Origin of the sequence: Actinomadura rupiterrae, assembly GCF_024172125.1 — a bacterium.
Classification (GTDB): domain Bacteria; phylum Actinomycetota; class Actinomycetes; order Streptosporangiales; family Streptosporangiaceae; genus Spirillospora; species Spirillospora rupiterrae.
In genome coordinates, this window is the sequence record NZ_JAMZEA010000005.1 from 149,450 (window position 1) to 175,889 (window position 26,440).

General features: G+C 72.4%; 23 protein-coding genes. 17 read left to right on the forward strand and 6 right to left on the reverse strand.

Going from position 1 to position 26,440, the window contains the following annotated elements:
• Positions 1-116: 116 nt before the first annotated feature.
• The 6 genes from FHU30_RS17600 to FHU30_RS17625 all read left to right on the forward strand — a co-directional run bounded on the left by FHU30_RS17600 (position 117) and on the right by FHU30_RS17625 (position 8,207).
• A complete protein-coding gene (locus FHU30_RS17600; protein ID WP_253878026.1) occupies positions 117-2,054 on the forward strand; it encodes an ABC transporter ATP-binding protein in 1,938 nt (645 codons plus the stop codon).
• Positions 2,051-3,835 carry an ABC transporter ATP-binding protein gene (locus FHU30_RS17605; RefSeq protein WP_253877045.1) on the forward strand — a complete coding sequence of 595 codons (1,785 nt, stop codon included), beginning with the start codon at positions 2,051-2,053 and terminating at the stop codon, positions 3,833-3,835. Before FHU30_RS17600 ends, FHU30_RS17605 begins: the two co-directional genes overlap by 4 nt.
• Before the next feature lie 187 nt (positions 3,836-4,022).
• Entirely contained in the window at positions 4,023-5,339 is a 1,317-nt protein-coding gene (locus FHU30_RS17610) for a HEAT repeat domain-containing protein (protein WP_253877046.1), read from the forward strand.
• A 90-nt stretch (positions 5,340-5,429) separates the two neighbouring features.
• A complete protein-coding gene (locus FHU30_RS17615; RefSeq protein WP_253877047.1) occupies positions 5,430-5,837 on the forward strand; it encodes a hypothetical protein in 408 nt (135 codons plus the stop codon).
• Between the two features lie 20 nt (positions 5,838-5,857).
• Positions 5,858-7,027, forward strand: coding sequence for a winged helix DNA-binding domain-containing protein (locus tag FHU30_RS17620; protein ID WP_253877048.1), 1,170 nt, complete (start codon positions 5,858-5,860; stop codon positions 7,025-7,027).
• Positions 7,028-7,055: 28 nt separating this feature from the next.
• Positions 7,056-8,207 carry an acyl-CoA dehydrogenase family protein gene (locus tag FHU30_RS17625; protein WP_253877050.1) on the forward strand — a complete coding sequence of 384 codons (1,152 nt, stop codon included), beginning with the start codon at positions 7,056-7,058 and terminating at the stop codon, positions 8,205-8,207.
• 38 nt (positions 8,208-8,245) lie between these two features.
• Here FHU30_RS17625 and FHU30_RS17630 read toward each other — a convergent pair whose 3' ends face one another.
• The 4 genes from FHU30_RS17630 to FHU30_RS17645 form a co-directional block, all read right to left on the reverse strand.
• A complete protein-coding gene (locus tag FHU30_RS17630; protein ID WP_253877051.1) occupies positions 8,246-8,992 on the reverse strand; it encodes a hypothetical protein in 747 nt (248 codons plus the stop codon).
• A gap of 109 nt (positions 8,993-9,101) precedes the next feature.
• A complete protein-coding gene (locus FHU30_RS17635) occupies positions 9,102-9,356 on the reverse strand; it encodes a hypothetical protein (protein WP_253877052.1) in 255 nt (84 codons plus the stop codon).
• 63 nt (positions 9,357-9,419) lie between these two features.
• The gene (locus FHU30_RS17640; protein WP_253877053.1) at positions 9,420-10,655 is read right to left on the reverse strand and encodes a hypothetical protein; all 1,236 of its coding nucleotides are present in this window, start codon (positions 10,653-10,655) and stop codon (positions 9,420-9,422) included.
• A complete protein-coding gene (locus FHU30_RS17645) occupies positions 10,652-11,182 on the reverse strand; it encodes a SigE family RNA polymerase sigma factor (protein WP_253877054.1) in 531 nt (176 codons plus the stop codon). The genes FHU30_RS17640 and FHU30_RS17645 overlap by 4 nt, the downstream gene beginning before the upstream one ends.
• A gap of 70 nt (positions 11,183-11,252) precedes the next feature.
• Here FHU30_RS17645 and FHU30_RS17650 point away from each other — a divergent pair, with 70 nt between their 5' ends.
• The 5 genes from FHU30_RS17650 to FHU30_RS17675 all read left to right on the forward strand — a co-directional run bounded on the left by FHU30_RS17650 (position 11,253) and on the right by FHU30_RS17675 (position 19,462).
• Positions 11,253-12,362 (forward strand): acyl-CoA dehydrogenase family protein, encoded by a 1,110-nt coding sequence (locus FHU30_RS17650; RefSeq protein WP_253877055.1) that lies wholly within the window; start codon positions 11,253-11,255, stop codon positions 12,360-12,362.
• Between the two features lie 858 nt (positions 12,363-13,220).
• The gene (locus FHU30_RS47105) at positions 13,221-13,970 is read left to right on the forward strand and encodes an acyl-CoA dehydrogenase family protein (protein WP_253877056.1); all 750 of its coding nucleotides are present in this window, start codon (positions 13,221-13,223) and stop codon (positions 13,968-13,970) included.
• A 26-nt stretch (positions 13,971-13,996) separates the two neighbouring features.
• Positions 13,997-15,670 carry a CocE/NonD family hydrolase gene (locus tag FHU30_RS17660; RefSeq protein ID WP_253877057.1) on the forward strand — a complete coding sequence of 558 codons (1,674 nt, stop codon included), beginning with the start codon at positions 13,997-13,999 and terminating at the stop codon, positions 15,668-15,670.
• A gap of 1,045 nt (positions 15,671-16,715) precedes the next feature.
• Positions 16,716-18,665: a GNAT family N-acetyltransferase gene (locus FHU30_RS46135; protein ID WP_301323283.1), complete on the forward strand. Its 1,950-nt coding sequence runs from the start codon at positions 16,716-16,718 to the stop codon at positions 18,663-18,665.
• Complete coding sequence (locus tag FHU30_RS17675) at positions 18,662-19,462, forward strand: SAM-dependent methyltransferase (protein WP_253878028.1); 801 nt, start codon at positions 18,662-18,664, stop codon at positions 19,460-19,462. Before FHU30_RS46135 ends, FHU30_RS17675 begins: the two co-directional genes overlap by 4 nt.
• A gap of 44 nt (positions 19,463-19,506) precedes the next feature.
• On the opposite strand, the gene FHU30_RS47110 is transcribed toward FHU30_RS17675, so the two are convergent.
• A complete protein-coding gene (locus FHU30_RS47110; RefSeq protein ID WP_253877059.1) occupies positions 19,507-21,258 on the reverse strand; it encodes a cytochrome P450 in 1,752 nt (583 codons plus the stop codon).
• Positions 21,259-21,365: 107 nt separating this feature from the next.
• Here FHU30_RS47110 and FHU30_RS17685 point away from each other — a divergent pair, with 107 nt between their 5' ends.
• The 4 genes from FHU30_RS17685 to FHU30_RS17700 all read left to right on the forward strand — a co-directional run bounded on the left by FHU30_RS17685 (position 21,366) and on the right by FHU30_RS17700 (position 24,533).
• Entirely contained in the window at positions 21,366-22,103 is a 738-nt protein-coding gene (locus FHU30_RS17685) for a class I SAM-dependent DNA methyltransferase (RefSeq protein WP_253877061.1), read from the forward strand.
• 430 nt (positions 22,104-22,533) lie between these two features.
• Positions 22,534-23,736, forward strand: coding sequence for a helix-turn-helix domain-containing protein (locus FHU30_RS17690; RefSeq protein WP_253877063.1), 1,203 nt, complete (start codon positions 22,534-22,536; stop codon positions 23,734-23,736).
• A gap of 139 nt (positions 23,737-23,875) precedes the next feature.
• Positions 23,876-24,214 (forward strand): hypothetical protein, encoded by a 339-nt coding sequence (locus FHU30_RS17695; RefSeq protein ID WP_253877064.1) that lies wholly within the window; start codon positions 23,876-23,878, stop codon positions 24,212-24,214.
• Entirely contained in the window at positions 24,204-24,533 is a 330-nt protein-coding gene (locus FHU30_RS17700) for a hypothetical protein (protein WP_253877065.1), read from the forward strand. The genes FHU30_RS17695 and FHU30_RS17700 overlap by 11 nt, the downstream gene beginning before the upstream one ends.
• Before the next feature lie 46 nt (positions 24,534-24,579).
• On the opposite strand, the gene FHU30_RS17705 is transcribed toward FHU30_RS17700, so the two are convergent.
• The gene (locus tag FHU30_RS17705) at positions 24,580-25,476 is read right to left on the reverse strand and encodes a LysR family transcriptional regulator (protein ID WP_253877066.1); all 897 of its coding nucleotides are present in this window, start codon (positions 25,474-25,476) and stop codon (positions 24,580-24,582) included.
• Positions 25,477-25,549: 73 nt separating this feature from the next.
• On the opposite strand from FHU30_RS17705, the gene FHU30_RS17710 reads away from it, so the two are divergent.
• Positions 25,550-25,939, forward strand: coding sequence for a RidA family protein (locus FHU30_RS17710; RefSeq protein ID WP_253877067.1), 390 nt, complete (start codon positions 25,550-25,552; stop codon positions 25,937-25,939).
• Positions 25,940-25,956: 17 nt separating this feature from the next.
• Positions 25,957-26,304, forward strand: coding sequence for a VOC family protein (locus FHU30_RS17715; RefSeq protein WP_253877068.1), 348 nt, complete (start codon positions 25,957-25,959; stop codon positions 26,302-26,304).
• Positions 26,305-26,440: the final 136 nt, after the last annotated feature.

Below are 26,440 nucleotides of genomic sequence, written 5' to 3' on the forward strand. Positions count from 1 at the left end.
GAGTTGTGGTTCCGGGGCCGGCGGGTGCGCCGGACGATGCCGCAGTGGGCGAAGGGGCCGCGGAGCAGTTGGGAGCGGACGGGGCCTCGTCCACAGGGCAGATCCTGCGGGAAGGGATGCGCGTCCTCGGGGTGGCGATCCGGGCCGAGCCGAAGGTCTTCGCCATATCGGTGCTGGCCAGCGCCCTTTACGGGGCGATGACGGTCGGGACGGCGCAGGCGCTCGGGTGGGCGACGCAGCACACCGTCCTGCCGGCGTTCGACAGCGGGCACACGACGGCGGGCGCGCTGACCGCGGCCGCGCTGGTGATCCTCGGCGTGGCGTTCCTCAAGGCGCTCGGCGTGGCCGGACGGCGTTTCTACGCGGGCCTCATGCAGTACCGGATGCAGGCCCGCTACCGGCGGGCCGTCACGCGGCAGTATCTGAGGCTGCCGCTCGCCTGGCACCAGAAGCATCCGACCGGGCAGCTCCTCTCGAACGCCAACGCGGACGTCGAGGCGGCGTGGGCGCCGATCGCGCCGCTGCCGATGGCGGTGGGCGTGGTGTTCATGCTGGTCGTCGCGGCCGTGTCGATCCTGCTGACCGATCCGGTCGTGGCGATCGTCGGGTTCCTGGTGTTCCCGGCGATCGCGCTGCTGAACGTGGTGTACCAGCGGCGGCTGGCGCCGGTCGCGACGCGGGCGCAGCAGCTGCGGGCCGAGGTCAGCGAGGTGGCGCACGAGAGCTTCGAGGGCGGCCTGGTCGTCAAGACGCTGGGCCGCGAGGAGTCGGAGACCGAGCGGTTCGCGGCGCGCGCGGACGCGCTGCGGGACGCCAACATCGCGGTCGGACGCGTCCGGGGGATGTTCGACCCGGTGCTGGAGGCGCTGCCGAACCTCGGCGTGCTGGCCGTCCTGCTGATCGGGTCGGTGCGGTTGCAGTCGCACGCGATGACGGCGGGCGACCTGGTGCACGTGGCGTACCTGTTCACGCTGCTGGCGTTCCCGATCCGGTCGCTGGGCTGGGTGCTGGCCGAGGTGCCGCGCAGCGTGGTCGGCTGGGACCGGGTCCGGTCCGTCCTGGATGCGGGCGGTTCGATGCCGTACGGGCAGGCCGAGCTGAAGGGCGGCGCGCCCGCCGCGCTGCGGGTCGAGGCGGTCCGGTTCGGCTACGAGCCGGCCGAGGGCGCTCCCCCGGCGGACGTCCTGCGGGACGTGACGTTCGAGGCGTCCCCCGGCCGGACGGTGGCGGTGGTCGGCCCGACCGGCTCCGGCAAGTCGACGCTGACCTCGCTGCTGGTGCGCCTGGTGGACCCGGCGGACGGCGCGGTCCTGCTGGACGGCCTGGACGCGCGGGACGTGAAGGCGGGCGGCATCGCCGCGACCGCCGCGCTCGTCCCGCAGCAGACGTTCATGTTCGACGACACCGTCCGGGGCAACATCACGCTCGGCCTGGACGTCCCGGACGACCAGGTCTGGGCGGCCCTGCGGCTCGCCCAGGCCGAGGGGTTCGTCGCGGCCCTCCCGGACGGCCTGGACACCAGGATCGGCGAGCGCGGCGCGACGCTGTCCGGCGGGCAGCGGCAGCGGCTGGCGCTGGCCCGCGCGGTGGTGCGGCGGCCGCGGCTGCTGGTCCTGGACGACGCGACCTCGGCGGTGGACCCGCAGGTAGAGCAGCGCATCCTCGCGGGCCTGCGCGAGTCGGAGGAGAACGAGGCGGCGACGGTGGTCGTGGTCGCCTACCGGAAGGCGACGATCGCGCTCGCCGACGAGGTCGTGTTCATCGAGCACGGCCGCGTCGCCGCCCGGGGCGCGCATGCGGAGCTGCTGGAACGCTCCGAGGGCTACCGGAACCTCGTGAACGCCTACGAGCGCGCCGAAGCCGAGCAGGAGGCCCTGGAGGCGGAAGCCGAGGCCGAGGCGGAAGCCGGAGCCGGGGCCAGGGCCGGAGCCGGGGCCGGGGGCGAAGCCGAAACGGAAGCCGCAAAGGCGGCGGAAGCCGGGGCCGGAACGGCGGCTGACGTGGAAGCGGCAGGGGACGTGGAGGAGAGCGGCGGAGTGGGAGGCAGGGCATGACGGCGCTGAGCGAGTCCGCCTCGTTCGAGAGCGCGCTGAGCACGCTGCGGCGGGGCCTGCGGATCAGTCCGGAGTTCCGTGCCGGGCTGGCCGGGACGCTGCTGCTGGCGCTGGTCGCCACGGCGGGCCGGATCGTGGTCCCGGTCGCGGTGCAGCAGGTGATCGACAAGGGCCTCGGGAAGGACGGGGCTCATCCGGACCTGCCGTTCGTCCGGACGGCGGTGGCGCTGTGCGCGGTGGGCGTGCTGGTCACGGCCGTCTGCGCGTACCTGATGAACGTCCGGCTGTACCGGAGCAGCGAGACCGGGCTGGCGGCGCTGCGGGTGCGGGCGTTCCGGCACGTCCACGACCTGTCGATGCTGACGCAGAGCGGGGAGCGGCGCGGGGCGCTGGTGTCCCGGGTCACCGGCGACGTCGACCAGATCAGCCAGTTCATGCAGTTCGGCGGGCTGATGGTGATCGTGTCGGCGGGGCAGCTGGTGGTGGCGAGCCTGCTGATGGCGGTCTACTCGTGGCCGCTGATGCTGCTGGTGTGGGCGTCGTTCCTGCCGCTGGCGTGGGCGCTGCGCCGGTTCCAGCGGATGATCTCCGCCGCGTACACCCGGGTCCGGGAGCGCACCGGGGACCTGCTGTCGGTGGTCAGCGAGAGCGTCGTCGGCGCGCCGGTGATCCGCGCGTACGGCGCGGAGGAGCGCACCGCCCGCCGGGTGGACGAGACGGTGGACGCGACCCGCGCCGCGCAGACCCGCGCGCAGGGGCTGATCGCGATGACGTTCCCGTCCAGCGAGCTGGTCGCGGCGCTCGCGACGGCCGCGGTGGTCGTGTGCGGGACGCTGCTCGGCCTCGGCGGGCACCTGACCGCCGGGGAGCTGGTCGCGTTCCTGTTCCTGGTGACGCTGTTCGTGTCGCCGATGCAGACCGCGACCGAGGTGCTGAACGACGCGCAGAACGCGATCGCGGGCTGGCGGCGGGTGCTGTCCGTCCTGGACACCGAGCCGGACGTCGCCGACCCGGGCGCGGACGGCGAGACCCTCCCGCGCGGGCCGATCGAGGTGGAGTTCGAGCGGGTCGGGTTCGCCTACCCGGGCGGCCCGCCCGTCCTGCACGGGGTGGACGCGCGGATCGCGCCGCGCACGCGGGTCGCGATCGTCGGCGAGACCGGATCGGGCAAGACGACGTTCGCGAAGCTGCTCACGCGGCTGATGGACCCGTCCGAGGGCGAGGTCCGGGTGGACGGCGTGCCGCTGCGCCGCGTCCGGTTCGCGTCCCTGCGCGACCGGATCGTCATGGTCCCGCAGGACGGGTTCCTGTTCGACGCGTCGCTCGCGGACAACATCCGCTACGGCAGCCCGGACGCGTCCGACGCCGACCTGCGCCTCGCGCTCACCGAGCTGGGCCTCGCCGACTGGCTGGACGGCCTGCCGCAGGGCCTGGCGACGCCGGTCGGGCAGCGCGGCGAGTCCCTGTCGGCGGGCGAGCGGCAGCTGGTGGCCCTCGCGCGCGCCTACATCGCCGACCCGGACCTGCTCGTCCTGGACGAGGCGACCTCGGCCGTGGACCCCGCGACCGAGGTCCGCATCCAGCGCGCCCTGGACGGCGTGACCCGCGGCCGCACGGCCGTGTCGATCGCGCACCGCCTCTCCACGGCCGAGGCCGCGGACGAGGTGATCGTCTTCGACAAGGGCCGGATCGTCCAGCGCGGCCCGGCGTCCGAGCTGGTCAAGCAGCCCGGCGTCTACGCCGACCTGCACGCCTCCTGGGTGGCCCAACGCAAGATCTGACCCCGCCGCCCCCGCCCGCGTGGTCCCAAGGCCAGTGCGCTTGGATCGGGCGGGCGGGGACGCTTGGGGTTTGCGGGGTGATGCTGGTCTCAGCGGGTGGGTTGGAGGCGGGTTCGCGGGGGTACGGACGCGTCGCGGCCCGGGAAAGCACTTGCCCGATATCTGGTCGAGTGCGCATTCTGCTGGGGTGAACAACGAGGTCGTGGTGGAATCGGCGAGCACCCTCCAGGGGCAGCTTCAGCGTGGACTCGGCAGGGCGGCGCGCCGCGCCGCCGAGCGTCGCGGCGCCGGTGAGTACGTTTATGACTGTGTCCGGCGCGACCCGCGATGGGACCGCCAGTGCGAGTCACGCGGCCTGTACTACGCGCGGTTGATGGTCGATCTGGAGCTGCCGGTCGGGCCGCTCTCCGACCACCTCTTCGACGCCGCCGACCAGGACGACGAGGACGGCAGGTGGCAGGGCCGGCGCGTGGGGCTGACCCTCGACGTGCTCTCGGACCTGGTCCGGCTGAGCCGCCGCGAGGCCGCCGAGCCGCTGCGCCGCTACGCCCGGGAGGGCACGCACTGGTTCGACGCGCTGGAGCTGCTCGTCCAGCTGCGGGATCCGGCGCTGACCTGGGATCTGGACGATCTGGCGGACGGCCGCTGCGACGACCGCGAGCTGGCCGACCTGGCGTTCGAGACGGGCAATCCGGTGCTGGAGATGTGGGCCGCCCGGAAGCCGCGCATCGCGGCGGCGCTCGCTGAGCAGCGCGAGCGGCGGGCGCGCCGTCCGGTCGGACGGTTCCGCGACCCCCGCGACCGTTTCGCGCGCGCCGGAGGTTCCGCCGCCGGGACGGGCGGCGACGCGGGCGGACCGTCCGATACCGAGCTGGTCGAGCTGGCCCGCCAAGGGGACGACACGGCCGTCGCGGCCTTGTTCGAGCTGGGCCGCAGACGCGTTCCCGCGCTGCTGGACCTGGCCGAGGAGCTGCTCCCGCAACGCAAGCCGCGCTGGATCGGCGCGGTGGGCAAGGCGGTCGAGTTCTACGGTCCGGACGCGCTGCCTCGTGCGCGCGTGTGGGCGAACTCCCCCGGCCCCTGTTCGTACGTCGGGCTCCGCCTGATCGCGAACCATGGCACCCGCCAGGACATCCCCCTCCTCATGGACGAGCTGACCGACGCCGTCGAGCGCGGCGACTGGGGCTCGGCGGCCGAGCCCGTCGAGGGCCTCGGCAGGCTCCGCGCCGGCCAGGCCGTCCCGCTGCTGAAGTCGGCCTGGCTCGACACCGAGTACGCCTACCTGCGCCGCCGCATCCTGACCGCGCTGATCCGGACCGCGCCGCACACCGCCGAGTCCTACGCCGTCGAGGGCCTGTGGGACTGCGAGGAGCCCGTCCGGCGGACGGCCGTGGAGGCCGCGCCGATCACCGAGGAGACCCGCACCCGGCTCCAGCGGCTCCAGCACGACTCCCCCGAGAGCCCCGAGGTCCGCGCGTCCGCCGCGTCCCGGCTCGCCCATTGACTCCCCACCACCCGCACAGCCGCGTTTCAGGGTGAACCTGCTTCCGGAGTGGCGCGTACCAGTGCGCGACCCCACACTCCGGGAGGTGCGATGAAGCGCGAACTCGCGGCGATGCTGCTCGTCGGCGTGACCGCGGCGGGTTGCGGCAGCCACGGAAGCCCGTACGACAGTGGGCACGGTGGCATGGTCGGCGGATCGTCCGCGCAGGGCGTCGCGTCGATTGAGCAGCTCGCCGCCAGGACGGGCTGCTCGCTCACCGGTACGCGCCGCTCCGAGCAGCTGCAGCAGGGTGCGTGCCGGACGTCCCAGGGCCGGTACACGCTCGTCGGCTTCGACAGCGACAGGGATCGGGACGCCTGGCTCGGCGAGGCGAAGCCGTGGGGCGGGTCGTACCTGGTCGGGACGCGCTGGGTCGCCGTCGGCACCCCCGCGACGCTCGAAGCGCTCCGCGCCAGGCTGGGCGGAATGATCATGTCGGGCAGCGCCCACCAGCACTGATCCGCCCCTACAATTCGTTCATGCGTTCGATCAGCGTCGCCGAGCGGCGGGCCCGGCTGGGCGTCCGGCACCGCCTCGCCATAGACGTCCGGAGCGACGACCCGGTGGAGATCGCCCGGTCCATGACGGCCCTGCACGCGACCGATCCGGCGTCGGTGTACGTGCAGGTCGCGGCGCGCAGCAGGACCGCCGGGACGGCGCATGTGGAGCAGGCGCTGTACGACGACCGCGCGCTGCTCCGGCTGCTGGCGATGCGGCGGACGATGTTCGTCGTCCCGACCGACTTCCTCCCGGCGCTGCAGGCGGCCGTCGCCGACCAGCTCGCCGTGAGGCAGCGCCGCCGGTACGGCAAGCTCATGGCCGACGCGGGCGTGGGCGACGGCGACCTGGACGGCTGGCTGCGCGACGTCGAGGACGCGACGCACAAGGCGCTGATCGGGCTGGGCGCGGCGACCGGCGCCCAGCTGAGCGCGGCCGAGCCGAGGCTGCGGACGAAGGTGGAGCTCGCCCCCGGCAAGTCCTACGGGACCACGACGGGCATCACGACGTGGGTGCTGGTCACGCTCGGCTGCGAGGGGCGGATCGTCCGGGGCCGTCCTAACGGGACGTGGGTCAGCAGCCAGTACGTGTGGTCGCCCGTCGAGTCGTGGCTGCCGGACGGCGTGCCGTCGATGCCGGCGGACGAGGCGCGCGCCGAGGTCGTCCGCCGCTACCTGCGCACGTTCGGCCCGGTGACCCCGCTCGACCTCAAGTGGTGGACGGGCTGGACGGCGGCCGAGGTGAGGAAGGGCCTCGCCGGGCTCGACACCGCGGAGACCGACGCGGGGATCGTCCTCGCCGACGACCTCGAACCGGTCGAGGCGCCCGAGCCGTGGGCGGCGCTGCTCCCCGCGCTGGACGCCACGCCGATGGGCTGGAAGGAACGCGACTTCTTCCTCGACCCGGCGCACGTCCCGTCGCTGTTCGACCGGAACGGCAATATCGGTCCGACGGTCTGGTGGGACGGGCGCGTCGTCGGAGGCTGGGGCCAGGATCCGGACGGCGGCGTCGTGTTCCGCCTGCTGGAGGACGCCGGGTCGGACGCGGTGGCCGCCGTCGAGGCCGAGGCGGCGCGGATGTCCGCGTTCCTGGGCGGCGTCCGGATCATCCCCAGGTTCCGGACTCCCCTGGAACGCGAACTGTCGTCGTGACGGAGCGCGCATCCGCGAAGATGGGGCCATGCCCGCTGAACGGATGCTTCCCACCCCCGAGTCCGAGGACCTGATCGCGCTCACCCGCGAGCTGGCGGCCAAGGAGCTGGCGCCGCGCGCCGCGCCCGCCGAGGAGGCCGGCGCGTTCCCCCGCGAGGTGTTCCGGCTGCTCGGCCGCTCGGGCCTGCTCGGCCTGCCGTACCCGGAGGCGGACGGCGGCGGCGGGCAGCCGTACGAGGTGTACCTGCAGGTCCTGGAGGAGATCGCGGCGGTCTGGGCGTCCGTCGCGGTCGGCGTCAGCGTGCACACGCTGTCCTGCTTCCCGCTCTGGGCATACGGGACCGACGACCAGAAGAAGCGCCTTCCGGACCTGCTCGGCGGCGAGCTGCTCGGCGGCTACGCCCTCTCCGAGGCGCACGCGGGGTCCGACGCGGGCGCGCTGTCGACACGGGCCGTCCCGGACGGCGACGGCTACCGCGTCACCGGCACCAAGACCTGGATCACGCACGGCGGCGAGGCCGACTTCTACGCCCTTTTCGCCCGGACGTCCGACACGGGCGGCCGCGGCATCTCCTGCTTCCTCGTGGACGGCGACCAGCAGGGCCTGAGTTTCGGCCCGCCCGAACGCAAGATGGGCCTGACCGGCTCGACCACGGCCGAACTCCGCTTCGACGACGCCTACGTGCCGTCCAGCCGGCGGCTGGGCGAGGAGGGCGAGGGCTTCCCGATCGCCCTCTCCGCCCTCGACTCCGGACGCCTCGGCATCGCCGCCTGCGCCGTCGGGCTCGCCCAGGGCGCGCTGGACCACGCCGTCGACTACGCCGCCCGCCGCGAGCAGTTCGGCCGTCCGATCATCGCGAACCAGGGGCTCTCCTTCCTGCTGGCCGACATGGCCGCCGCCGTCGAGTCCGCCCGCGCCACCTACCTGGAGGCCGCCCGCCGCAAGGACCGCGGCCTCCCCTTCGCCCGGCAGGCGTCCATCGCCAAGCTCGTCGCGACGGACGCCGCCATGAAGGTCACCATCGACGCCGTCCAGGTCCTCGGCGGCTACGGCTACACGCGCGACTTCCCCGTCGAGCGCTACATGCGCGAGGCCAAGGTCATGCAGATCTTCGAGGGCACCAACCAGATCCAGCGCATGGTCATCGGCCGCCACCTCGCCTCGTCCGTCCGCCTCTGACCCGCCTTGGACGTGCTGGTCGGGGCACATCGCGGGGCTCAGGGCCGGGTGGGAACCTCGGGCTGGATCATCTTCGGGGGCCCGTCCGGTCCGTCAGGTTTTCCGTAGCGGTAGAGGAGGCTTTCGGCGGGGCGGTTCGTCCAGCCCGCGTACCGGACGATCTCGTACCGCCAGCGGACGCCGGGACGCAGGTCGGCCGTGCGCGGTCCCGGCTTGACGACGACCTCCTGGCCGGCGACGAGCCGGCCCGTCCTCGGGTCGATCAGCAGCTCCGAATCGACCGTCCCGTACTCGGGGGTCGTGGTGCGCAGGGCCACGCCCTGCCGCACTACGCCGGTCGCGTCCTGCGTGGTCACGGTCCGGACGCCGCGCAGGCTCGCCAGCAGCCGGTAGGTCGCGATGCGGAGGTCGTCGCGGACCGGCGTGTCCACGAGCAGGAACGACGCGCTCCGGTAGAGGTACTCGTCCGGGTTCGGGACGCGCTCGTGCCCGACGCTCAACGCATAGTTCAGGAGCGCCGCCCGCAGTTTCGCCGGGTCGGTCGGAAGGCGGCGAGCGGCGGCGTCCCCGAAGTCGAGCACCGGGCCGCCGCTGCGCTCCGGACCGATGGACCGGTCCGGTTCCCCGGCGTTCAGCTTGATCCTGTCCGGGCTGCCGTCCGCCTTCCAGGCCGCGGCGTCCGCCGGCCCGACCGGACGCATGGCGACGTCCTCGCCCGTCCAGCTCAGGTTCCTGGCCTTCGCCGGCGGACGCTCGTCCGGCTCCGGGAGCGGCGGCACCGGCAACGTGAACTCCGCGCCTCGTTGCCCGGAGCCGTCCCGTCCCTTCTCGAGGAGGCTTGGCGAGGATGGTGGGCCGGGCCGCGGGCCCGGCCCACCATTGTGTCGCGCCGGATCAGCCCTTCTCGCAGGCCGCCTTCGCGGCGCGGTCGATGATCCCGGCGATGACCTGGGCGGTCTCGGGCGGCTGGCGGGCCAGCCACTTCAGGACGGCCTTGTCGTACTCGCCCAGCTCCACGTCGTGCTGGGCGCAGACCGAGACGAGCAGGTCGTGCGTGCGGGCTTGCATGACACCCCGCTTGCCGTGCGCGGCGTAGATGTCCCGCACCTCGATGTAGGCGTCGTTCTCGGTCGCGTAAGGTCCGCTCATCCTGGCCTCTCCTCAGCCCCGTTTACCTGTTGTTCCCCGCACCCGTGTTTTCGGTTCCCGGCGTCAGCGGACTTTCGCGATCTTCGCCGTCCCGCCGTCCTGCCACAGCAGCCAGTCCCCGGCCGCGTAAACCCGGCCCGGCCAGGTGATGCGCTTGCCGCTGCGCATGTTGTAGATGAACGAACCGACGCGTCCGCGCGCGTTGGTCACCGTGTAGGCGATGACGTGGTCGCCCACGGTCAGCTGCCCGGTCCCGCTCATCTTCGGAATCGGACGGATCGTCTTGGGCGTCCAGGGCTCCCGGGCCGTACGATCCACGATGTTGAGGGAATCGCCGTCCACCCAGGCGAAGGTCCGCTTGGTGGCTCCGGCGACCCACGTGCGGCCGACGTCGGACGCCTTGGCCGGAAGGAACCGGCGGTCAAGCACGTGGCGGGTGCCGCTCCCCGGCGGGAGTGCGTTCACATCGACCTGGTTCAGCGTGGTGAGGTTCGTCGAATCCAGGTAGAAAAGCGTGGGATCGGCCAGGGCGACCGGGATCGCATGCGCCTTGTCGAACCAGGTGGCCCCGCCTTCTCCCGTCTGCTGGCCGAACGACGCACGGTCGCAAGAGATGAGGAGTCGCGTCGCCCCGCCGTTGGGCTCCGCGTAGACGAGATGGTCTCCATCGAGCCAGACCGGCCGTGTGGGGTCGATCCCGTCCACGCCGCCCGCCATTCCGGTCGTAGCGGGCGGGGTGACCGAGCACGTCAGGCTGGCGCTCGCGCCTAGGCCCCGCTGAAGGAACACACGCGCACGGGGGGTGATGCCGAAGCCGGTCGTGGCCAACGTCGTCGCCGAAATCCGGGAAGTCGCCGCCACGGCCGAGAAAAGCTTTTGGGGCACGCCGGCTTCCTTGGCGATGCTCCGGGGTCCGAGTGCCCACAGCTGCTGGCCGATGCGCCCGAGGAACGAGCCGTCCGGGGAGAGCGCGACCGGCGTGAGACGGCCGCTCGCCGACGTGGGGATCTCGAACGGCGCCGGGGCTCCGGTGAAGTCCGCGGGGTCGCCCGACTTCTTGACGAGGGCGTCGGCAGCCCGGTTAGTGGCCACATGGGAATCCGGGAGGCCGCCGCTCACGGCCATCGGGACGGTGACGGCGATGACCGCGGCGGCCGCGGCGCAGGCCATGGCGGCGCGGCGGCGGCGCGTGGCGCGGTGGACGCGGTAGCGGTTCTCGGCGGCGGGGTTCGGGCCGGGCCGGACGGTCGCGGCCCGCGCGTCGAACGCCTCCTTCAGGCGGCCTTCGATGTCGATCATGGCGAGTCCTTGAGTTGCTTGCCGAGGGCGGCGATGGCGCGCGACGCGTGGGCCTTGACGGTGCCGACGGCGATGCCGAGCGCGTCGGCGGTCTCGCGTTCGGTGAGTTCGAGCCAGTACCGCAGGACGAGCACCTCCCGCTGGCGGTGCGGGAGGGCGTCCACGGCGCGGAGCAGCTCCGCGACGTCCTCGTGGTCGACGGCGGCGGTCTCGGGGGTGCCGGACACGGTGGGCGCGTCGGCGAGCTGGGCGTGCCGGCGGCGTGCCATGCGCAGGTGCCGGAGCCTGCTGCGGGACGCGTTGCACACACTCGAACGCAGGTAGGCGAGGGCCGCGTTGGGGTCGCGGAGGAGGCGGCGTCTCCGGTGGAGGCGGACGAACGCGTCCTGCGCGACGTCCTCCGGATCGTCCGCCCCGAGGAGTTGCGCGAGCCGCACCATGCCCCAGAAGTGCGCCTCGAACAGCTCGTCGTAGGGCACCTCGGGGACGGGCAAGGCGACGCCCTCCGCTGTCAGGTGTTGGATCACGCACCAGAGACGAACCTGGGGCCCGGGGGTTTACCGTAAGTCCATACTTTCTTGGGGAGGGGTGCGGCCGATGGCGTTGCCCGAGCTGGAGCCGGGGGTGCTGCCGCCCGGGGCCGAGCGGCTGCGCGGGGAGGTGCGGGACTTCCTCGCGACAACGGATTTCGAGCCGCGCTGCGACTCGTGGCTGACCGGCACGGACCCTGAGTTCAGCCGGGCGCTCGGCGCGCGCGGCTGGCTCGGGATGACGCTGCCGGAGGAGTACGGCGGGCACGGGCGGTCGCCGCTGGAGCGCTTCGTGGTGATCGAGGAGCTGCTCGCGATCGGCGCGCCGGTCGGGGCGCACTGGATCGCGGACCGGCAGATGGGGCCGTCCGTCCTCGCGAACGGGACGGAGGAGCAGAAGCGGCGGTTCCTGCCCGCGATCGCGCGCGGCGAGTGCTTCTTCGCGATCGGGATGAGCGAGCCCGACTCCGGCTCCGACCTCGCGTCGGTCCGGACGCGGGCGGAGCGCGGTGCGGACGGCCGCTGGCGGCTCACCGGCACCAAGGTCTGGACGAGCGGAGCGCATATCGCGCACGCGATGGTCGTCCTCGCACGGAGCACGCCGGGCGCGACGCGGCACGAGGGGCTGAGCCAGTTCATCGTGGAGCTGCCCGCGGACGGGGTGACGATCCGCCCGATTCCCGGCTTGTCCGGCGAGCACCACTTCAACGAGGTCGTGTTCGACGGCGCGCCTGCCGAGCTGCTGGGCGCCGAGGGCGACGGCTGGCGGCAGGTCACGGCGGAACTGGCTTACGAGCGGTCCGGGCCGGAGCGGTTCCTGAGCACGTTCGCGCTGGTCAGACTCCTGTGCTCGCTGTCACCGGGCGTCGCGTCCGGACGCCTGCTCGGCCGCCTGTGGGCGCTGCGCCAGGCGTCCCTGGCCGTGGCGGGCGCGCTCGCCGAGGGCCGCACCCCCGACCTGGAGGCCGCGATGGTGAAGGACCTCGGAACCCGCTTCGAACGCGAGGTCATCGACGTCGCACGCGACCAGCTCGCCGTCGAGCCCGACCCCACCTCCCCCGACCAGGCCGCACGCCTACTGGCCCAAGCCGTCGTCCAGTCCCCCGGCTTCACCCTCCGCGGCGGCACCAACGAAATCCTCCGCACCATAATCGCCCGCGGCCTAGGAGTGCGCTAACCATGCCCCAACCCGTGGACCCCCCGACCACAAACCAACCCCGGACCACGCTGACCACGAACCCGTCTGATGGTGCGCTGACCGCGAACCTGCCTGGGGGCGGCTCGACCGCGAACCGGCCTCGGAACGCGCCGACCGCGAACCGGTCCCAGGACGCGCTGGCCGCGCAACTGTCCGAGGGTGCGCTGACCGTGCAACGGTCTGATGGTGCGCTGACCGTGAAGCAGCCCAGGGGCGCACTGACCACGCAACGGTCTGAGGCTCCGCCGACCGCGAACCGGCCCAAGGACGCACCGACCACAAAGCTGTCCCGGAGCGCGCTGACTGCGGAGCGGCCTGGGGACGCGCTGACCGCGAACCGGCCTCGGAGCGCGGCGACCGCGAAGCGGTCTGAGGGCGCGCTGAGCATGAACCGGCCTGGGGACGCACTGACCGCGAGGCAACCTCAGAGCGCGCTGACCGCGAACCAGCCTCAGAGCGCGGCGACCGAGAAGCAGTTTGGGGGCGTGCTGACTGTGAAACGGCCTCAGAGCTCAGCAACCTTGGGCCGGCGTCGGGGTGCGGCGTCCGTGAGGCGGGCTCGGGGTGCGCTGGCCGCGCAGCGGTCTGCGAGTGCGGTGAGGGTGGGCGCGGCGGAGGGGTTTGAGGGCACCGGGCTGGGTGTTGGAGTGAGGGGGTGCTGGCGTGGAGTTGCTTGAAGAGACCGCGCATGCGGTCTTTGCGGAGGACGATCCGTGGGCTGCGTTGTTGGAGACGGGGCTGACTGGCGTCGGCGTGCCGGAGGATGCGGGTGGTAGCGGCGGGGACCTTGCGGACGTGGGCGTCCTCCTGCGCGTGCAGGGGTATCACGGTGCGGCCGTGCCGCTTGCGGAAACGATCCTGGCCGGGCGGCTGCTCGCGGCGACGGTGCATACGGTGCCGCCGGGTGCGTTGACGGTCGTGCCCGGACGGTTCGCGCGGCGCATCCCGTGGGCTAGTGAGGCGTATCGCCTGGTCGTGCTGCATCGCGGGCGGGCGGCGATCGTCGATCCGCAGGACGTGCAGATCCTGCCGGGGACGAACGTGGCGGGCGAGCCGCGCGACGACGTGACGGTCGCGAGTGACCAGGCGGCCGTGGAGTGTCCGGTTTCGGCCGAGCAGGTGATGCTGCGCGGGGCGCTGTTCCGGGCCGTCCAGATGTCGGGGGCGATGCGGCGGGTTCTGGATCGATCGGTGCAATACGCGGGTGAGCGCGAGCAGTTCGGACGTCCGATCGGGCGGTTCCAGGCCGTCCAGCAGCAGCTCGCGGAGCTGGCCGCGGAGGTGACGGTCGCGGACGTGGCGGTGAAGGCGGCGCTGCGCGTCCCGGACGACGAGTTCGCGGTCGGGGCGGCGAAGCTGAACGCCTCCCGCGCGGCGGGCGCCGTCGCGGACCTCGCGCACCAGGTACACGGCGCCATCGGCGTGACCTCGGAACATCCGCTCGGCGCGCTGACCAAGCGGCTCTGGGCGTGGCGGGAGGAGTTCGGAGGCGAGGTGTACTGGGCCCGGCGGCTCGGTGAACTCGGCCGGATGCCGTGGAACGCCGTCAGCCGAACCGAGGGCGAACCGGCTACCGTTACCTGGTAGTAGCCCCCGGACGGAGACCGAGAAGCATGGCTCTACTCGACCGCCTGCCGACTCCCCCGCTCCCCCGGCTCCGCGTGCCGCGCTACACCGTGCACCGGCGCATCCCCGTCACCATGCCGGACGGCGTGACGCTGCTCGCCGACCGGTACGTCCCGCGCGGGGTGAAACGTCCGCCGCCAACGCTGCTCGTCCGGACCCCGTACGGACGCCGCGGGCCCGCGGCGCTGCTCAACGGCCTTCCGTTCGTGCCGTTCGGGTTCCAGCTGGTCGTGCAGAGCGCGCGCGGGACGTTCGGTTCGGGCGGCGAGTTCGACCCGCTCGGCAGCGAGCGCGACGACGGCGCCGCGACGCTGCGCTGGCTGCGCGAGCAGCCCTGGTTCGGCGGCTCGGTCGGTCTTTACGGCGCGTCCTACCTGGGGTATTCGGCCTGGGCGCTCGCGGCGGACGCGGGTCCGGAGCTGAGGGCGATGGCGCTGCAGATCACCGCGTCGTCCTTCCGCGAGGCCGCGTACGTGGGCGGATCGTTCGCCCTGGAGTCCACGCTGACCTGGACGGACCTCACGCACCGGCAGAACGGCCGGCTCGGTGTCCTGACCGCGCCGCTGGTGTCGCGGCGCCGGGCACTGAAGGCGGCCGCGTCGCTGCGTCCGCTCGCCGAACTGGACGTCCTGACCGGCGGCGCGCCGATGCGCTTCTACCAGGACCTACTCGCCGCGCACGCGGACGGCTCCGACTACTGGCTCACGCGCGACTTCTCCGGGACGGTCGGTGAGGTCGAGGCGCCGGTCACGCTGCTCGGCGGCTGGTACGACGTGTTCCTGCCGTGGGAGCTGAAGGACTACCTCGCGCTGCGCGCCGCCGGACAACGGCCCTACCTGACGATCGGCCCGTGGTGGCACGCGGACGCGCGGCACGGGATCGTCGCGTTCCGCGAGTCGCTCGCCTGGTTCCGCGCGCATCTGATGGGCGATCCGTCCGGTCTGCGGAAGCATCCCGTCCGGCTCTACGTGACGGGCGCGCGCGAGTGGCGCGACTACCGGGACTGGCCGCCGCCCGGGATGCGCCAAGAACGCTGGCACCTGCACAAGGGCGGTGGCCTGGGCAAGGACGGCCCGCAGCAGCATGCGCCGAGCGAGTACCGGTACGACCCGGAATGGCCGACTCCTGCACTAGGCGGGCCGACGCTGCTGGGCAGTTCGAAGCCGGTGGACAACCGTCCGCTCGAAAAACGATCAGACGTGCTCGTGTTCACTTCACCACCGCTCACCTCCGAACTCGAACTGATCGGACCTGTCTCTGCGGACATCTACCTTCGTTCGAACCGTCCGCACACCGATCTGATCGTTCGGCTATGCGATGTGGACGAGGAAGGCGTTTCGCGCAACGTCTGCGAAGGCGGGCTGCGGCTCACCCCCGTCCACCCCGCGGATGCCGACGGCGTGCACCGCGTCACCGTCGACCTGTGGCCGACCGCACGCCGCTTCCGCCCCGGCCACCGCATCCGCGTCCACGTGACCAGCGGCGCCTACCCCAAGGTCGCCGCGAACCCCGGCACCGGCGACCCTCTGACGAGCACGTCCAGCCCGCCCGTCCCCGCCGACCAGGAGATCTTCCACGACCCGGACCACCCGTCCGCCATCCTCCTCCCCACCGTCCACCGCTCCCCCGAGGCGGCCGTCCCCGACCCCACCCAGGAGTAACCCCGCGGGCACCCCCAGGAGCAACCCGGCGCCCCCGCTCCGCCCACCACCCACATCCACACCCGGCCACCCAGCAAGCAGCGCCCCGCCCTCGCTCATACCGTCCAGCCGGCGGCCACCCCGCCCACGCTCACCCCCAGCCACCCGATGAGCACCGCCCGCCCCCGTCCACGCTCACACCGGGCCACCCGGCGGGCGCCGCCCCGCCCCCACACGCACTCACACCGGCCAGCCGGTAGGCAACGCTCCGCCCCGCCCTGCCCCGGTCCACGCTCACCCCGGGCCACCCGGCGGGCGCCGCTCAGCCCCCCCGCTCGCGCTTACACCGGCCAGCCGGTAGGCATCGCTCCGCCCCCACACGCACTCACACCGGTCGCCCGGTGTACTCCGCACCATCTTCGGTCCACGCCCACACTGGCCCGCCCGGTGGGCGCCCGCCGCCCCCTGGCCATGCTCACCTCGGCCAGGGGGCGGGCACCGCGCCGACCCGCCGCCCGCGCTCATGCCGAGCCACACGGCGGGGCGCCGCTCCGCCCTCTGCACATGCTCACACCCGTCCACCCGGTAGGCATCGCGCCCCCACCGCCCACGCTCACACCGGCCACACGGCGGCCCCCGCCCACGCTCACACCCGGCCACCCGACGGGCACCGCTCCGCGCCCTGCACATGCTCAACCCCGGCCACCCGGTAGGCAGCGCGCCCACCCAGCGCCCACGCTCACTCCGGGCCACACGGCGAGCCCCCGCTCCACCTCCGCCCCCGCTCCGCCGGCCCCCTGCACTTGCTCATACCGGCCACCCGGCGGGCATCGCGCCGCCCACCGGCCAGGCTCACACGGCCGCACGGCGGGCTCCGCCCCACCTCCGCCCCCGCTGACACCGGACCCACCCGGCGGGTACCGCTCCGCCTCCGCCCCGCGCTCACGTCGGCTGCCCGGCATGCGCCTGTGCTAGCGGCGCACGCACGGTCGGGTGGGCGACCGTGTGTGGTCGGACGTTGGTCGGAGGCCGGGTCCGCGGGGGTGCTTGGGAGTAGCCTGCGATCATGAGCGACTGGCGGATAACCGCCGACCTGTCCGCCTTCGAGACGGCGGTCGCCGGCCTCCTGCGGGCGGATCCGGTCCGGAACACCACCCAGTTGACCATCCTGGACGCGCTGCGCCGCACCGGCCCGCACGCCTACGGGCTGGACGAGCCGCTCTTCGGCTGGCTCGGCGATCCGGAGCCGGTCGCGGCGTTCCTGTGCACGCCGGGCTTCCCGGTGCTGCTGACACCGGTGCCGGACGACGCCGCACGCGCGCTCGCAGAGGCCCTGCCGATCACTCCGGCCGGAGTGAACGCCGAACCGTCCGCCGCCGCCGCGTTCGCGGAGACCTGGTGCAAGCGGACGGGCGCGACATCGTGGCCGCTCATGCGCCAGCGCCTCTACCGGCTCGACGGCCTCGTCCCGCCCGCCCCCTTGCCACCCGGCACTGCCCGCATCGCGACGGCGGCCGACGCATCCCGCGTGCTGACCTGGAATGACCGGTTCGCCGATGAAGCGGGAGGCGCCGTCCCGCCGAAGACGATGATCGACCGGCTGCGGTCGGGCTGCATCCTGCTGTGGGAGGTGGACGGCGAGACCGTCGCCATGGCCGGCCGAACACCCGCCGTGGACGGCATGACCCGCGTAGCCCCGGTCTACACACCCCCTGAGCACCGCCGCCGAGGCTACGGCGCCGCCGTGACCTCCGCCCTCACCCGTTCAGCCCTCGACTCGGGCGTCAACGACATCGTGCTCTTCACGGACCTGGCCAACGCCACGACCAACGCCATCTACCAGGCCCTCGGCTACCGCCCGATCGGTGACCGCATCGTGCTCGGCTTCACCGGCCCCGACACCGCTGACCAAACAACCGCCCATCCGAACACAAGCGAACAAGCGAACACCCCCACAGCAACGAACACCCACAAAGCCACGCCCCTTCAAGAGCGAAGGCCCGCCGAAGCAACCACCCGGCAACAAACACCCACCCGAGCAGGCCCGAACGCGCACAACCCCGCGCGCGCAGTGTCAGGCGCGACCCACCAAACGAGCGCGAACGAACCCACGAGCCCCAAAGCAGCCGCGAACGAGCACACACGCGCAGAGCCGAACAAGCACCTAGCCGAAGGCCCAGGCGCGGGCACGGGAGCAGCCCCAGGCGCGAACGAACCCACAGCAACGCGAACGCACACAACCGCCGGACCAGGTGCGAACGAACGCGCAGGAACAGATGCGAACGCGGGGGCACGACCAGGGGCGAACGACCATACGAGCACGCAAACGGACGCGAACGAACACGCAGAAGCCCGAACACGCACAAGCGCCCGACCTGGCGCAAACGAACACGCGGGAACAGATGCGAACGCGGGGGAAGAGCCAGGGGCGAACGAGCACGCAGAAGCGCGAGCGCGCACAACCGTCGCACCAGGTGTGAACAAACGCGCGGTAACAGACGCGAGCGCCGGAGCAGAACCAGACGCGAACGAACACGCAGAAGCGCGAACACGCACAAGCGCCCGACCACCTGCGAACGAACGCGCAGGAACAGATATGAGCGCGGGAGCGGGGTCGGAGGCGAACGACCGCACGAGCGCGCAAACGGACGCGAACGGACACGCGGAAGCGCGAGCGCGCACTTCCACCGGACCTGGTGCGAACGAACGCGCAGGAACAGATATGAGCGCGGGAGCGGGGTCGGAGGCGAACGACCGCACGAGCGCGCAAACGGACGCGAACGGACACGCGGAAGCGCGAGCGCGCACTTCCACCGGACCTGGTGCGAACGAACGCGCAGGAACAGATATGAGCGCGGGAGCGGGGTCGGAGGCGAACGACCGCACGAGCGCGCGAGCGGACGCGGGCGGACAAGCGGGTGCGGGGGCGGACGGACAAGGGGGCGCGGGGGCGGGTGGGGGGCTGCGGGTGGGCGCTGAGGCGGGTGCGGGCGTTGGGGTGGGGGTGGGGGCGTGAGCGGGTCGGAGGGTGGGTTTCCGCCGGGGATTGATCCTTCGCGGCCATCGGCGGCGCGGATCTATGACTACTTCCTTGGCGGTAAGGACAACTTCGAGGCCGATCGAGCGGTCGCCGAACATCTGCTGAAGCTTGATCCACGGACGGTCGAGGCGGTGCGGGAGAACCGGCGGTTCCTGGTCCGGGCCGTCCGGCACCTGGTGGAGGACGCGGGGATCCGGCAGTTCCTCGACATCGGGACGGGACTGCCGACGCAGGACAACGTGCACGAGGTCGCCGCGCGGTATGCCCCGGATGCCCGTGTCGTGTACGTCGACAACGACCCGTTGGTCCTCGCGCATGCGCGCGCGTTATTAGCGGGCGGCGGCGCGACGATCGTCCAAGGCGACCTGCGGCGGCCGGACGAGATCCTCGCGAGCGCGGAGGTGCGTCAGGCGCTCGACTTCACCCGTCCGGTCGCGGTCTTACTCGTCGCCGTCCTGCATTTCGTGTCGGACGGCGAGGATCCGCGCGGCGCGATCGCGACATTACGCGACGCCGTCCCGTCCGGCAGCCGCATCGTGATCACGCACGGCACGGCGGACGGCCCGTACGCGCGCGGCGAGGAGTCCGCCGAGGCGTACCGCAAGGCCGACAAGGCGCTGACCCTGCGCCGCCGGGACGAGATCGTCCCTTTCTTCGACGGCCTCGACCCGATGCCACCTGGCCTGACCTGGATCCAGAACTGGTGGCCCGAACGCCCCTACGAGGACGGCGACCTGCGCGGAATGTACGCAGGCATCGGCATCAAGCCGTGACAGCGTCGGGTGTTCGGGTCTTGCCCCGACAAGCCGAATCCGCGTCAGCGGCGTCCTCGACCGCAATGCTCTGATCGAACCGCCAATGTTGGACTCAATGCCTGAGCCGCGCCGCGAGGAGTCCGGCCGGTGCGGTGGAGCTGCCGCGAGGAGCCGGGGCAGGCGCGGCAGAGATGCCGCGGCGAGGCTCGCGCGGCGGAGCTGCCGCGGCAAGGCTCGCCCAGGGGAGCTGCCGCGGCAAGGCTCGCGCAGGGGAGCTGGCGCGGTGAGGCTCGCGCGGCAGGGCTCGCGCGGTGGAGCTCGCGCGGTGGAGCTCGCGCGGTGGAGCTCGCGCAGGTGGCCCGGCGCAGTTGGGCTGGCGCAGTTGGGCTGGCGCGGTGAGGCTCGCGCGGCAGGGGTCGCGCAGGTGGCCCGGCACAGTTGGCCCGGCGCGGCCCAGCGCGGCGCGGCCCAGCGCGGCGCGGCCCAGCGCGGCGCGGCCCGGCGCGGCCCGGCGCGGCGCGGCGCGGCGCGGCGCGGCGCGGCCCGGCGCGGCCCGGCGCGGCGCGGCGCGGCGCGGCCCGGCGCGGCTCGCGCGGCGCGGCTCGCGCAGTTGGGCTGGTGCGGTGGGGCTGGTGCGGGCTGTTGGGTGTGAGGGTTAGAAGGTGACGGGGAGGTGGGCGGGGCGGCGGATCATTAGGCCGGTGCGCCAGGGGATGGAGTTCGGGGGGGGCGGCCAGGGCGAGGGTGGGGAGGCGGCGGGCCAGGGTTTCGAAGGCGACCTGGAGTTCCATGCGGGCCAGGTTCGCGCCCAGGCAGTAGTGCGGGCCCTGCCCGAAGGTCAGGTGGGGGCATTCGGGACGGGTCATGTCGAAGCGGTCGGGGTCGGCGAACGCTTCGGGGTCGCGGTTGGCGGCGGCGGACGAGGTCATGACGGCCTGGCCCTTGGCGACGCGGCCGGACGGGAGGTCGACGTCCTCCAGGGCGACGCGCAGCATTCCGCCGTCGCCGGGGACGTGCCAGCGGAGGATCTCCTCGACCGCGGGCGGGACGGCCTCGGGGGCGGCGGCGAGGGCGGCGAAGCGGGCGGGCTCGGCGAGCAGGGTCAGGGCGCCGCGCGCGATCACGGTCGCGGTGGTCTCGTGGCCGGCGATGATCAGTCCGACGATCATGCGCATCAGCTCGCGCTCGGACATCGCCTCGCCGCCGTCGCGGGCCTGGACCAGCGCGTCCAGCAGGCCGTCCGAGGGGTGCTCGCGGCGGGACGCGATCAGCCCCGCGACGTACCGGGCGAACGCGCGGCCCGCTTCGGCGCGCTCGTCCGCGCCCTGGTCGCTGGTGGAGAGGAACGCGTCCGACCAGGCGCGGAACCGGTCCCAGTCCTCGTGCGGGACGCCGAGCAGCTCGGTGATGATCCGCAGCGGCAGCGGGAACGCGAACGCCGTGACCAGGTCGGACGGGCTGGACATCACGTCCACGAGGTCGTCCGCGATCTGCTGCGCGCGCGGCCGCCACGCCGCGATGCGGCGGGGTGTGAACGCGACCGAGGCGAGCCGGCGCAGGCGGGTGTGCCGGGGCGGGTCCATGTTGATCAATGCGGACGGGTCGTCCCCGACGTCGGTCCCGCGCAGCAGCCGGGGCGCGCCCGGATAGTGCAGTTCGCGACTGAACCGCGGGTCGCCGTACACCTGCCGGACGTCCGCGTGCCGGACCGCGACCAGCGCCTCGTCCCCGCTGGGCAGCAGCACCGGGGCGAGGGGGTCGTCCGCCAGCCTGCGCGGCAGCTCCGACTCGTCCTCGAACGGGAACGCCCGCACGGCGCCACCTCCTTGATCACCGTCAGTCTCCCCCGACTTCTGGACACCTGTCCAGGGCCCGTGAAAACCCTTCGCGCCGTCCGGGACGGCCTCCTTACGATCGGGTCATGGACGATCCCGACGGCCGTTTCGGCGAGAAGGTCGCGGCCCGCTACGACGACGATTCGTCGGAAAGGTTCCGCCCGGAAACCGTGAACCGGACGGCCTCCGTCCTCGCCGACCTCGCGGACGGCGGCCGCGCGCTTGAGTTCGCCGTCGGCACCGGCCGCATCGCGCTCCCCCTCGCGGAGCGCGGAATCGAGGTGCACGGCATCGAACTGTCCCGCGCGATGCTCCGCCGCCTGCACGCCAAGCCCGGCGGCGATGGGATCCGGACGACGGTCGGCGACATGGCCACGACCCGCGCGGACGGCACGTTCACGCTCGTCTACCTGGTCTTCAACACGATCAACAACCTCACCACGCAGGACGCGCAGGTCGCCTGCTTCGAGAACGCCGCCGCCCACCTGGAGCCGGGCGGTCACTTCGTGATCGAGGTCGGCGTGCCCGAACTGCGCAAACTGCCGCCCGGCCAGACGATGATCCCGTGGCACAGCAGTGCCACCGAGTACTGCTACGACGTGCTCGACACGAGCACCCAGTCGATGATCGGCCACTACATCACGATCGACGGCGATCGCTCCGAACACGAAACGATCCCGTTCCGCTACGTCTGGCCGTCCGAACTCGACCTCATGGCCCGCCTCGCGGGCATGCGCCTCGTCCACCGCTGGTCCGGCTGGACGCGCGAACCGTTCACCCACGAGAGCACCGAACACGTCTCCGTCTGGCAGAAGCCCGCCTGACCTCGGCGCTGAGAAGTTGAACGGATCTGAGGAAATACGGTCAACCGACCACCTGAAGACCTCACGCGGACGGAACGAACGCGGACTGTGCTTACTCCAGGACGGAGGAAGCGTCACCGACCGCCTCCAAACCGCGCTGGACGAGCCGATGCGCGCTGCGTTCACGCACGCGAGTTGCCTGATGCGTCCAAGCACGCGAACACCGTGAAGCGTCCATGCACACGAACACCGTGATGCGTTCAAGCACGCGAACTACGCGATTCGTTCGCACACGAACTATGCGAAGTGTCCACGTACACGAACTCCGTGAAGCGTTCACGCACGCGGACTACGTGATGTGTTCACGCACGCGAACACCGATACGGGGCTGCATCGAGCAGGCAGCCGCCTAACATCGGTCATGGGGAGCTGACCGCAACGGAGCGTGCGCATGACCTCGTGGAGTGAGTACTCGACCGGCGAGCGCGTGAAGATTCTGCGCGGGACGGAGCTTACGCAGGCGGGACTGGCGGAAGCAGCCGGGGTGTCGCCCGCGCTCGTCCAGAAGCTGGAACAGGGCGGGACGGTCAAGGTCGCCTCGTTGATCAGCATCGGGGACGCGCTCGGTGCGGACGTGTCGGTGCTGCTCGGTCAGCAGGCACCGCGCCGGGCCATGTCGCGGGCGGAGCGGACGGCCTTGCGCGCGATGTCGCTGGCCGTGCACGACAGCGCTCTCAGTCCGCCGGACCCGTCCGTCGAACCGCCGCCGCTGGCCGATCTGAAAGCGGCGCTCGCGCGGGCGTGGGACGGGTACTGGCGCGGCGACTACCTGAACGCCTGCGCCATCGCGCCTCAGCTGATCGCAGAAGCGCGCGCCTTCGTCGAACGGCACGACGGGCGGCTGCGGGAGCAGGGATTCGCCGTGCTCGCGGATGTTCTTCAGATCGCGGGATGCGTGGCGAACCTGTTCGGCAAGCCCGATCTGGCCTACGCAGCGATCACGCATGCCCTTCGCGCGGCGGACGAGTCGGGGGACGTCCTACTGGCGTCAGTGTTGAATTCCGCGCTCGCCTGGGTCCATCTGCGGGACGGGCATGTCGAGCGCGCGGTCTCGGTGTCCGAGTCGGCGGCGGTCGCGATCGAGCCGAGTTTCGGACGCGCGAACCCTCAGCAGCTCTCGGTGTTCGGAAACCTGATGTTGCGCGCCGCCGTGTCGTCCGCGCGCCGGAACGACCGCGTTCGCGCGGAAGACTACCTGTCGCAGGCGCACGCGGCGGCCGCGCGCCTGGGTGTGGACGCCGACCACTACCACACGCTCTTCGGCCCGACCACGGCCCGGACGCATTCGCTGGAGATCCATCTCGCCTTCGACAATGTCGGCAAGGCTCTCGACCTGATCGCAGAGACGCGGCTCCCCCGCGACGTCCCCCTCGCGGCCTGGGGACGCCATCAGCTGAACGTCGCGCTCGCCTACAGCGAGGCCAAGCGCTGGGACGCCGCGACCGACACCCTTCTCGAAGTCTGCGACCGCGCGCCCAACTGGATCCGCCACCAGGTTCTAGCGGGCGCCGTCGCTCAACGCATCGGCGACGGCTCGACCACCAACCTCCGCAAGGTCACCCAGCACCTCGGCGTCCCCCTGCTCCCGGACTGACTCCCACGCTGCTCCCTGACCGATTCCTACGCTGCTCCCCCACTGGCTCCTACGGGTTGTCCGAGCCGCGCTCGCCGGTCCCGAGGTTTCAGAGTAAGCGTGCGTTCACCCTTCGTGTTCGTTGCGCGACGCTTTGGGCATGGAAGCGCGAACCTATGGGCTCGGGCGGATTCGAGCGATCGTTTATGTGCGGGAGCGGGACGTCGGGCGGTGCCGGCGGTGGGCCGCGTGCCATGACTGGACGGTGGTGGCGGTGGTGCGGGAGATCTCGCCGGACGGGCCGGTGCTGGCGCGGCTCGGGCTGCGGACCGTGTTCGGGCTGCTGGACGCCGGGTGCGCCACGGTACTGCTGGCCGCGTCCCGGCGGGAGGTGTCCGACGAACCGGACGCGTTCCTGGACGTGTGCGCGCGGGTCGAGCGGGCCGGTGGGTTCGTGCATGTGCTCGACGAATCCGAGGAGGACGGCGATGCGCCGTAGCGATGCCGACCATGCACGTCGTGAGGCCCTGCACGATTTCGCGGAGGCGCCGTTGGTGGATGCGCGGCGCGTCCATCTGGAGGCGCTGGGGAAGGCGATTCGGGAGCTGACCGGGTTGCGGGCGCGGGTCGTCCCGGTGGGGCCCGCGTTCCTGCGGGTCGTGAACCCGAAGGCGGCGGGGCTCGCCGAGGACGTCCGGTGCGATCTGCTGGCGGGTGAGTGGTGGTTTGTGTGGAGCTGGGGCGATTCGCTCGGCCCCGCGGACGATCCGGACGGCGCTGCGCGCGCGGTCGAGCACGTCCTCACGCCTGGGCGCTGACCCCTTCCATAAGGCGGGCCTCTAGTGGGTGCGGTCGAGCACGTCCTCATACCGGGGCGCTGACCGTTTCGAGGAGGTGGGCCGTCAGGGGGTCCGGGGCGTCGCGTCGCCAGGCGACGGCGACCCGGGTCCGGACGGCGCGCGTGTCGGTCGCGCGGAACGCGACGCCTTTGAGGCGCATGCGGCGGATGCTCGCCGGCGCGATCGACACGCCGAGGCCCGCTTCCACGAGGGCGCAGACGGTCTGCCACTCGACCGCGTTCTGCGTGACGTGCGGGGCGAAGCCCGCCGCTACGCAAAGGCCGGTGATCTGGTCGTACAGGCGCGGACCGACCTCGCGCGGCAGGAGGATGAACGGCTCGCCGGCGAGGTTCGCGACCGGGACGGTTCGCTTGCCCGCGAGCGGGTGCGCGGAGGGCAGCACCGCCACGAACCGCTCGGTGAGGACGGTCGCGAAGGCGAGGTCGGGGTCGTCCTCGGGCGGTTCGCGCAGCAGGCCGACGTCGATGGTCCGGTCACGGAGGGCGGCCAGCTGGGGCGCGGTGGTCATCTCGTGGATGTCCAGGAGGACGTCCGGAAACCGGTCGCGGAAGCGGCGCAGCAGATCCGGCAGGACGGTCAGGGCGAGCGATGCGGCGAACCCGATCCGCAGGCGTCCGGCGCGTCCGGCGCCGACGGCTCGCGCTGCGGCGAGGCCCTCGGCGAGGCCGGTGAGCGCGTGCTGTGCGGCGGGGAGCAGTTCGCGGCCTGCGGGCGTGAGAGTGATACGTCCGGGTTCGCGGTGGAAGAGGGGGTGCCCGACCTTCTCTTCGAGCCGCCGGATCTGCTGGCTGAGCGGCGGCTGCGCGATTCCCAGGCGGGCAGCGGCATGCCCGAAATGCAGCTCCTCGGCGAGGACGGCGAACGCGTGAAGCTGCGCGAGGGGAAGTTCGGGGCGCTCCATACGTCCAGAGATATCACGGTTGAGTGATTGAAGTATTAGACATATCGCTGCTGGTCAGCCTAGGTTCGTCCGCATGACAGAGCGACGCGCGATCCTCGGCGGCTCCACGTTCGAGGAGCAGATCGGTTACGCCCGCGCCGTGGTGGACGGCGACCGCGTGCACGTTTCCGGGACGACCGGGTTCGACTACGCCACTATGACGATCTCCGACGACGTCCGGGAGCAGGCCGAGCAGTGCCTGCGCAACATCGGCGACGCGCTGGCCGAAGCCGGATGCGGGTTCGGCGACGTGGTGCGCGTCCGCTACATCCTGCCCGACCGCGAGGATTTCGAGCCCTGCTGGCCCCTGCTGCGCCGCACGTTCGGTGCCGTCCGACCTGCCGCGACCATGCTGATGTGCGGGCTCGCCGATCCCCGGATGAAGATCGAGATCGAGGTGGACGCGCGACGTCCCGGCGCCTGAGTTCCTATGCTCGGCACATGTCGATCGACTTGTTCGCGGGGATTCCGGTCAGCGACTACCCGGCGGCTTTGGAGTGGTACGAGCGGCTTTTCGGCGCCGCTCCCGCGTTCGTCCCGAACGACACCGAGTCCGTCTTCGAGATCGCCGAGCATCGGTACGTGTACGTCGTCCACTCCCCCGAGCACGCGGGACACGGGCTGCTGACCATCTTCGCCGCCGACTTCGACGCGCTGCTCGCGGGAATCGCCGAGCGCGGCCTGACCCCGGCGACCGCCGAAACGTATGAGAACGGCGTCCGCAAAGCCACCTTCCACGACCCGGACGGCAACCAGATCAGTTTCGGCGGGCCCCCGACCGGCGACTGACCCGCGGCAGCGCGCCCGCGCAAGCCCGTCGAGCGCAGGCCGTCCAACGCAGGCCCGTCCGAGGCAGGGCCTTCCGGCGGCGACTGACCCGCAGCGGGCTGACCCCCGACAACGCGTTCGGCGCAATACGTACTCA

Bases quoted from the DNA above. Each gene is read 5' to 3' on its own strand.
- FHU30_RS17715 (WP_253877068.1), top strand. From the start codon at position 25,957: ATGTCGATCGACTTGTTCGCGGGGATTCCGGTCAGCGACTACCCGGCG.
- FHU30_RS17700 (WP_253877065.1), top strand. From the start codon at position 24,204: ATGCGCCGTAGCGATGCCGACCATGCACGTCGTGAGGCCCTGCACGAT.
- FHU30_RS17625 (WP_253877050.1), top strand. From the start codon at position 7,056: ATGCCCGCTGAACGGATGCTTCCCACCCCCGAGTCCGAGGACCTGATC.
- FHU30_RS17635 (WP_253877052.1), bottom strand. From the start codon at position 9,356: ATGAGCGGACCTTACGCGACCGAGAACGACGCCTACATCGAGGTGCGG.
- FHU30_RS17620 (WP_253877048.1), top strand. From the start codon at position 5,858: ATGCGTTCGATCAGCGTCGCCGAGCGGCGGGCCCGGCTGGGCGTCCGG.
- FHU30_RS46135 (WP_301323283.1), top strand. From the start codon at position 16,716: ATGAGCGACTGGCGGATAACCGCCGACCTGTCCGCCTTCGAGACGGCG.
- FHU30_RS17660 (WP_253877057.1), top strand. From the start codon at position 13,997: ATGGCTCTACTCGACCGCCTGCCGACTCCCCCGCTCCCCCGGCTCCGC.
- FHU30_RS17710 (WP_253877067.1), top strand. From the start codon at position 25,550: ATGACAGAGCGACGCGCGATCCTCGGCGGCTCCACGTTCGAGGAGCAG.
- FHU30_RS17705 (WP_253877066.1), bottom strand. From the start codon at position 25,476: ATGGAGCGCCCCGAACTTCCCCTCGCGCAGCTTCACGCGTTCGCCGTC.
- FHU30_RS17690 (WP_253877063.1), top strand. From the start codon at position 22,534: ATGACCTCGTGGAGTGAGTACTCGACCGGCGAGCGCGTGAAGATTCTG.
- FHU30_RS17605 (WP_253877045.1), top strand. From the start codon at position 2,051: ATGACGGCGCTGAGCGAGTCCGCCTCGTTCGAGAGCGCGCTGAGCACG.
- FHU30_RS17695 (WP_253877064.1), top strand. From the start codon at position 23,876: ATGGAAGCGCGAACCTATGGGCTCGGGCGGATTCGAGCGATCGTTTAT.
- FHU30_RS17685 (WP_253877061.1), top strand. From the start codon at position 21,366: ATGGACGATCCCGACGGCCGTTTCGGCGAGAAGGTCGCGGCCCGCTAC.
- FHU30_RS17650 (WP_253877055.1), top strand. From the start codon at position 11,253: ATGGCGTTGCCCGAGCTGGAGCCGGGGGTGCTGCCGCCCGGGGCCGAG.
- FHU30_RS17615 (WP_253877047.1), top strand. From the start codon at position 5,430: ATGAAGCGCGAACTCGCGGCGATGCTGCTCGTCGGCGTGACCGCGGCG.
- FHU30_RS17640 (WP_253877053.1), bottom strand. From the start codon at position 10,655: ATGATCGACATCGAAGGCCGCCTGAAGGAGGCGTTCGACGCGCGGGCC.
- FHU30_RS17600 (WP_253878026.1), top strand. From the start codon at position 117: ATGCGCGTCCTCGGGGTGGCGATCCGGGCCGAGCCGAAGGTCTTCGCC.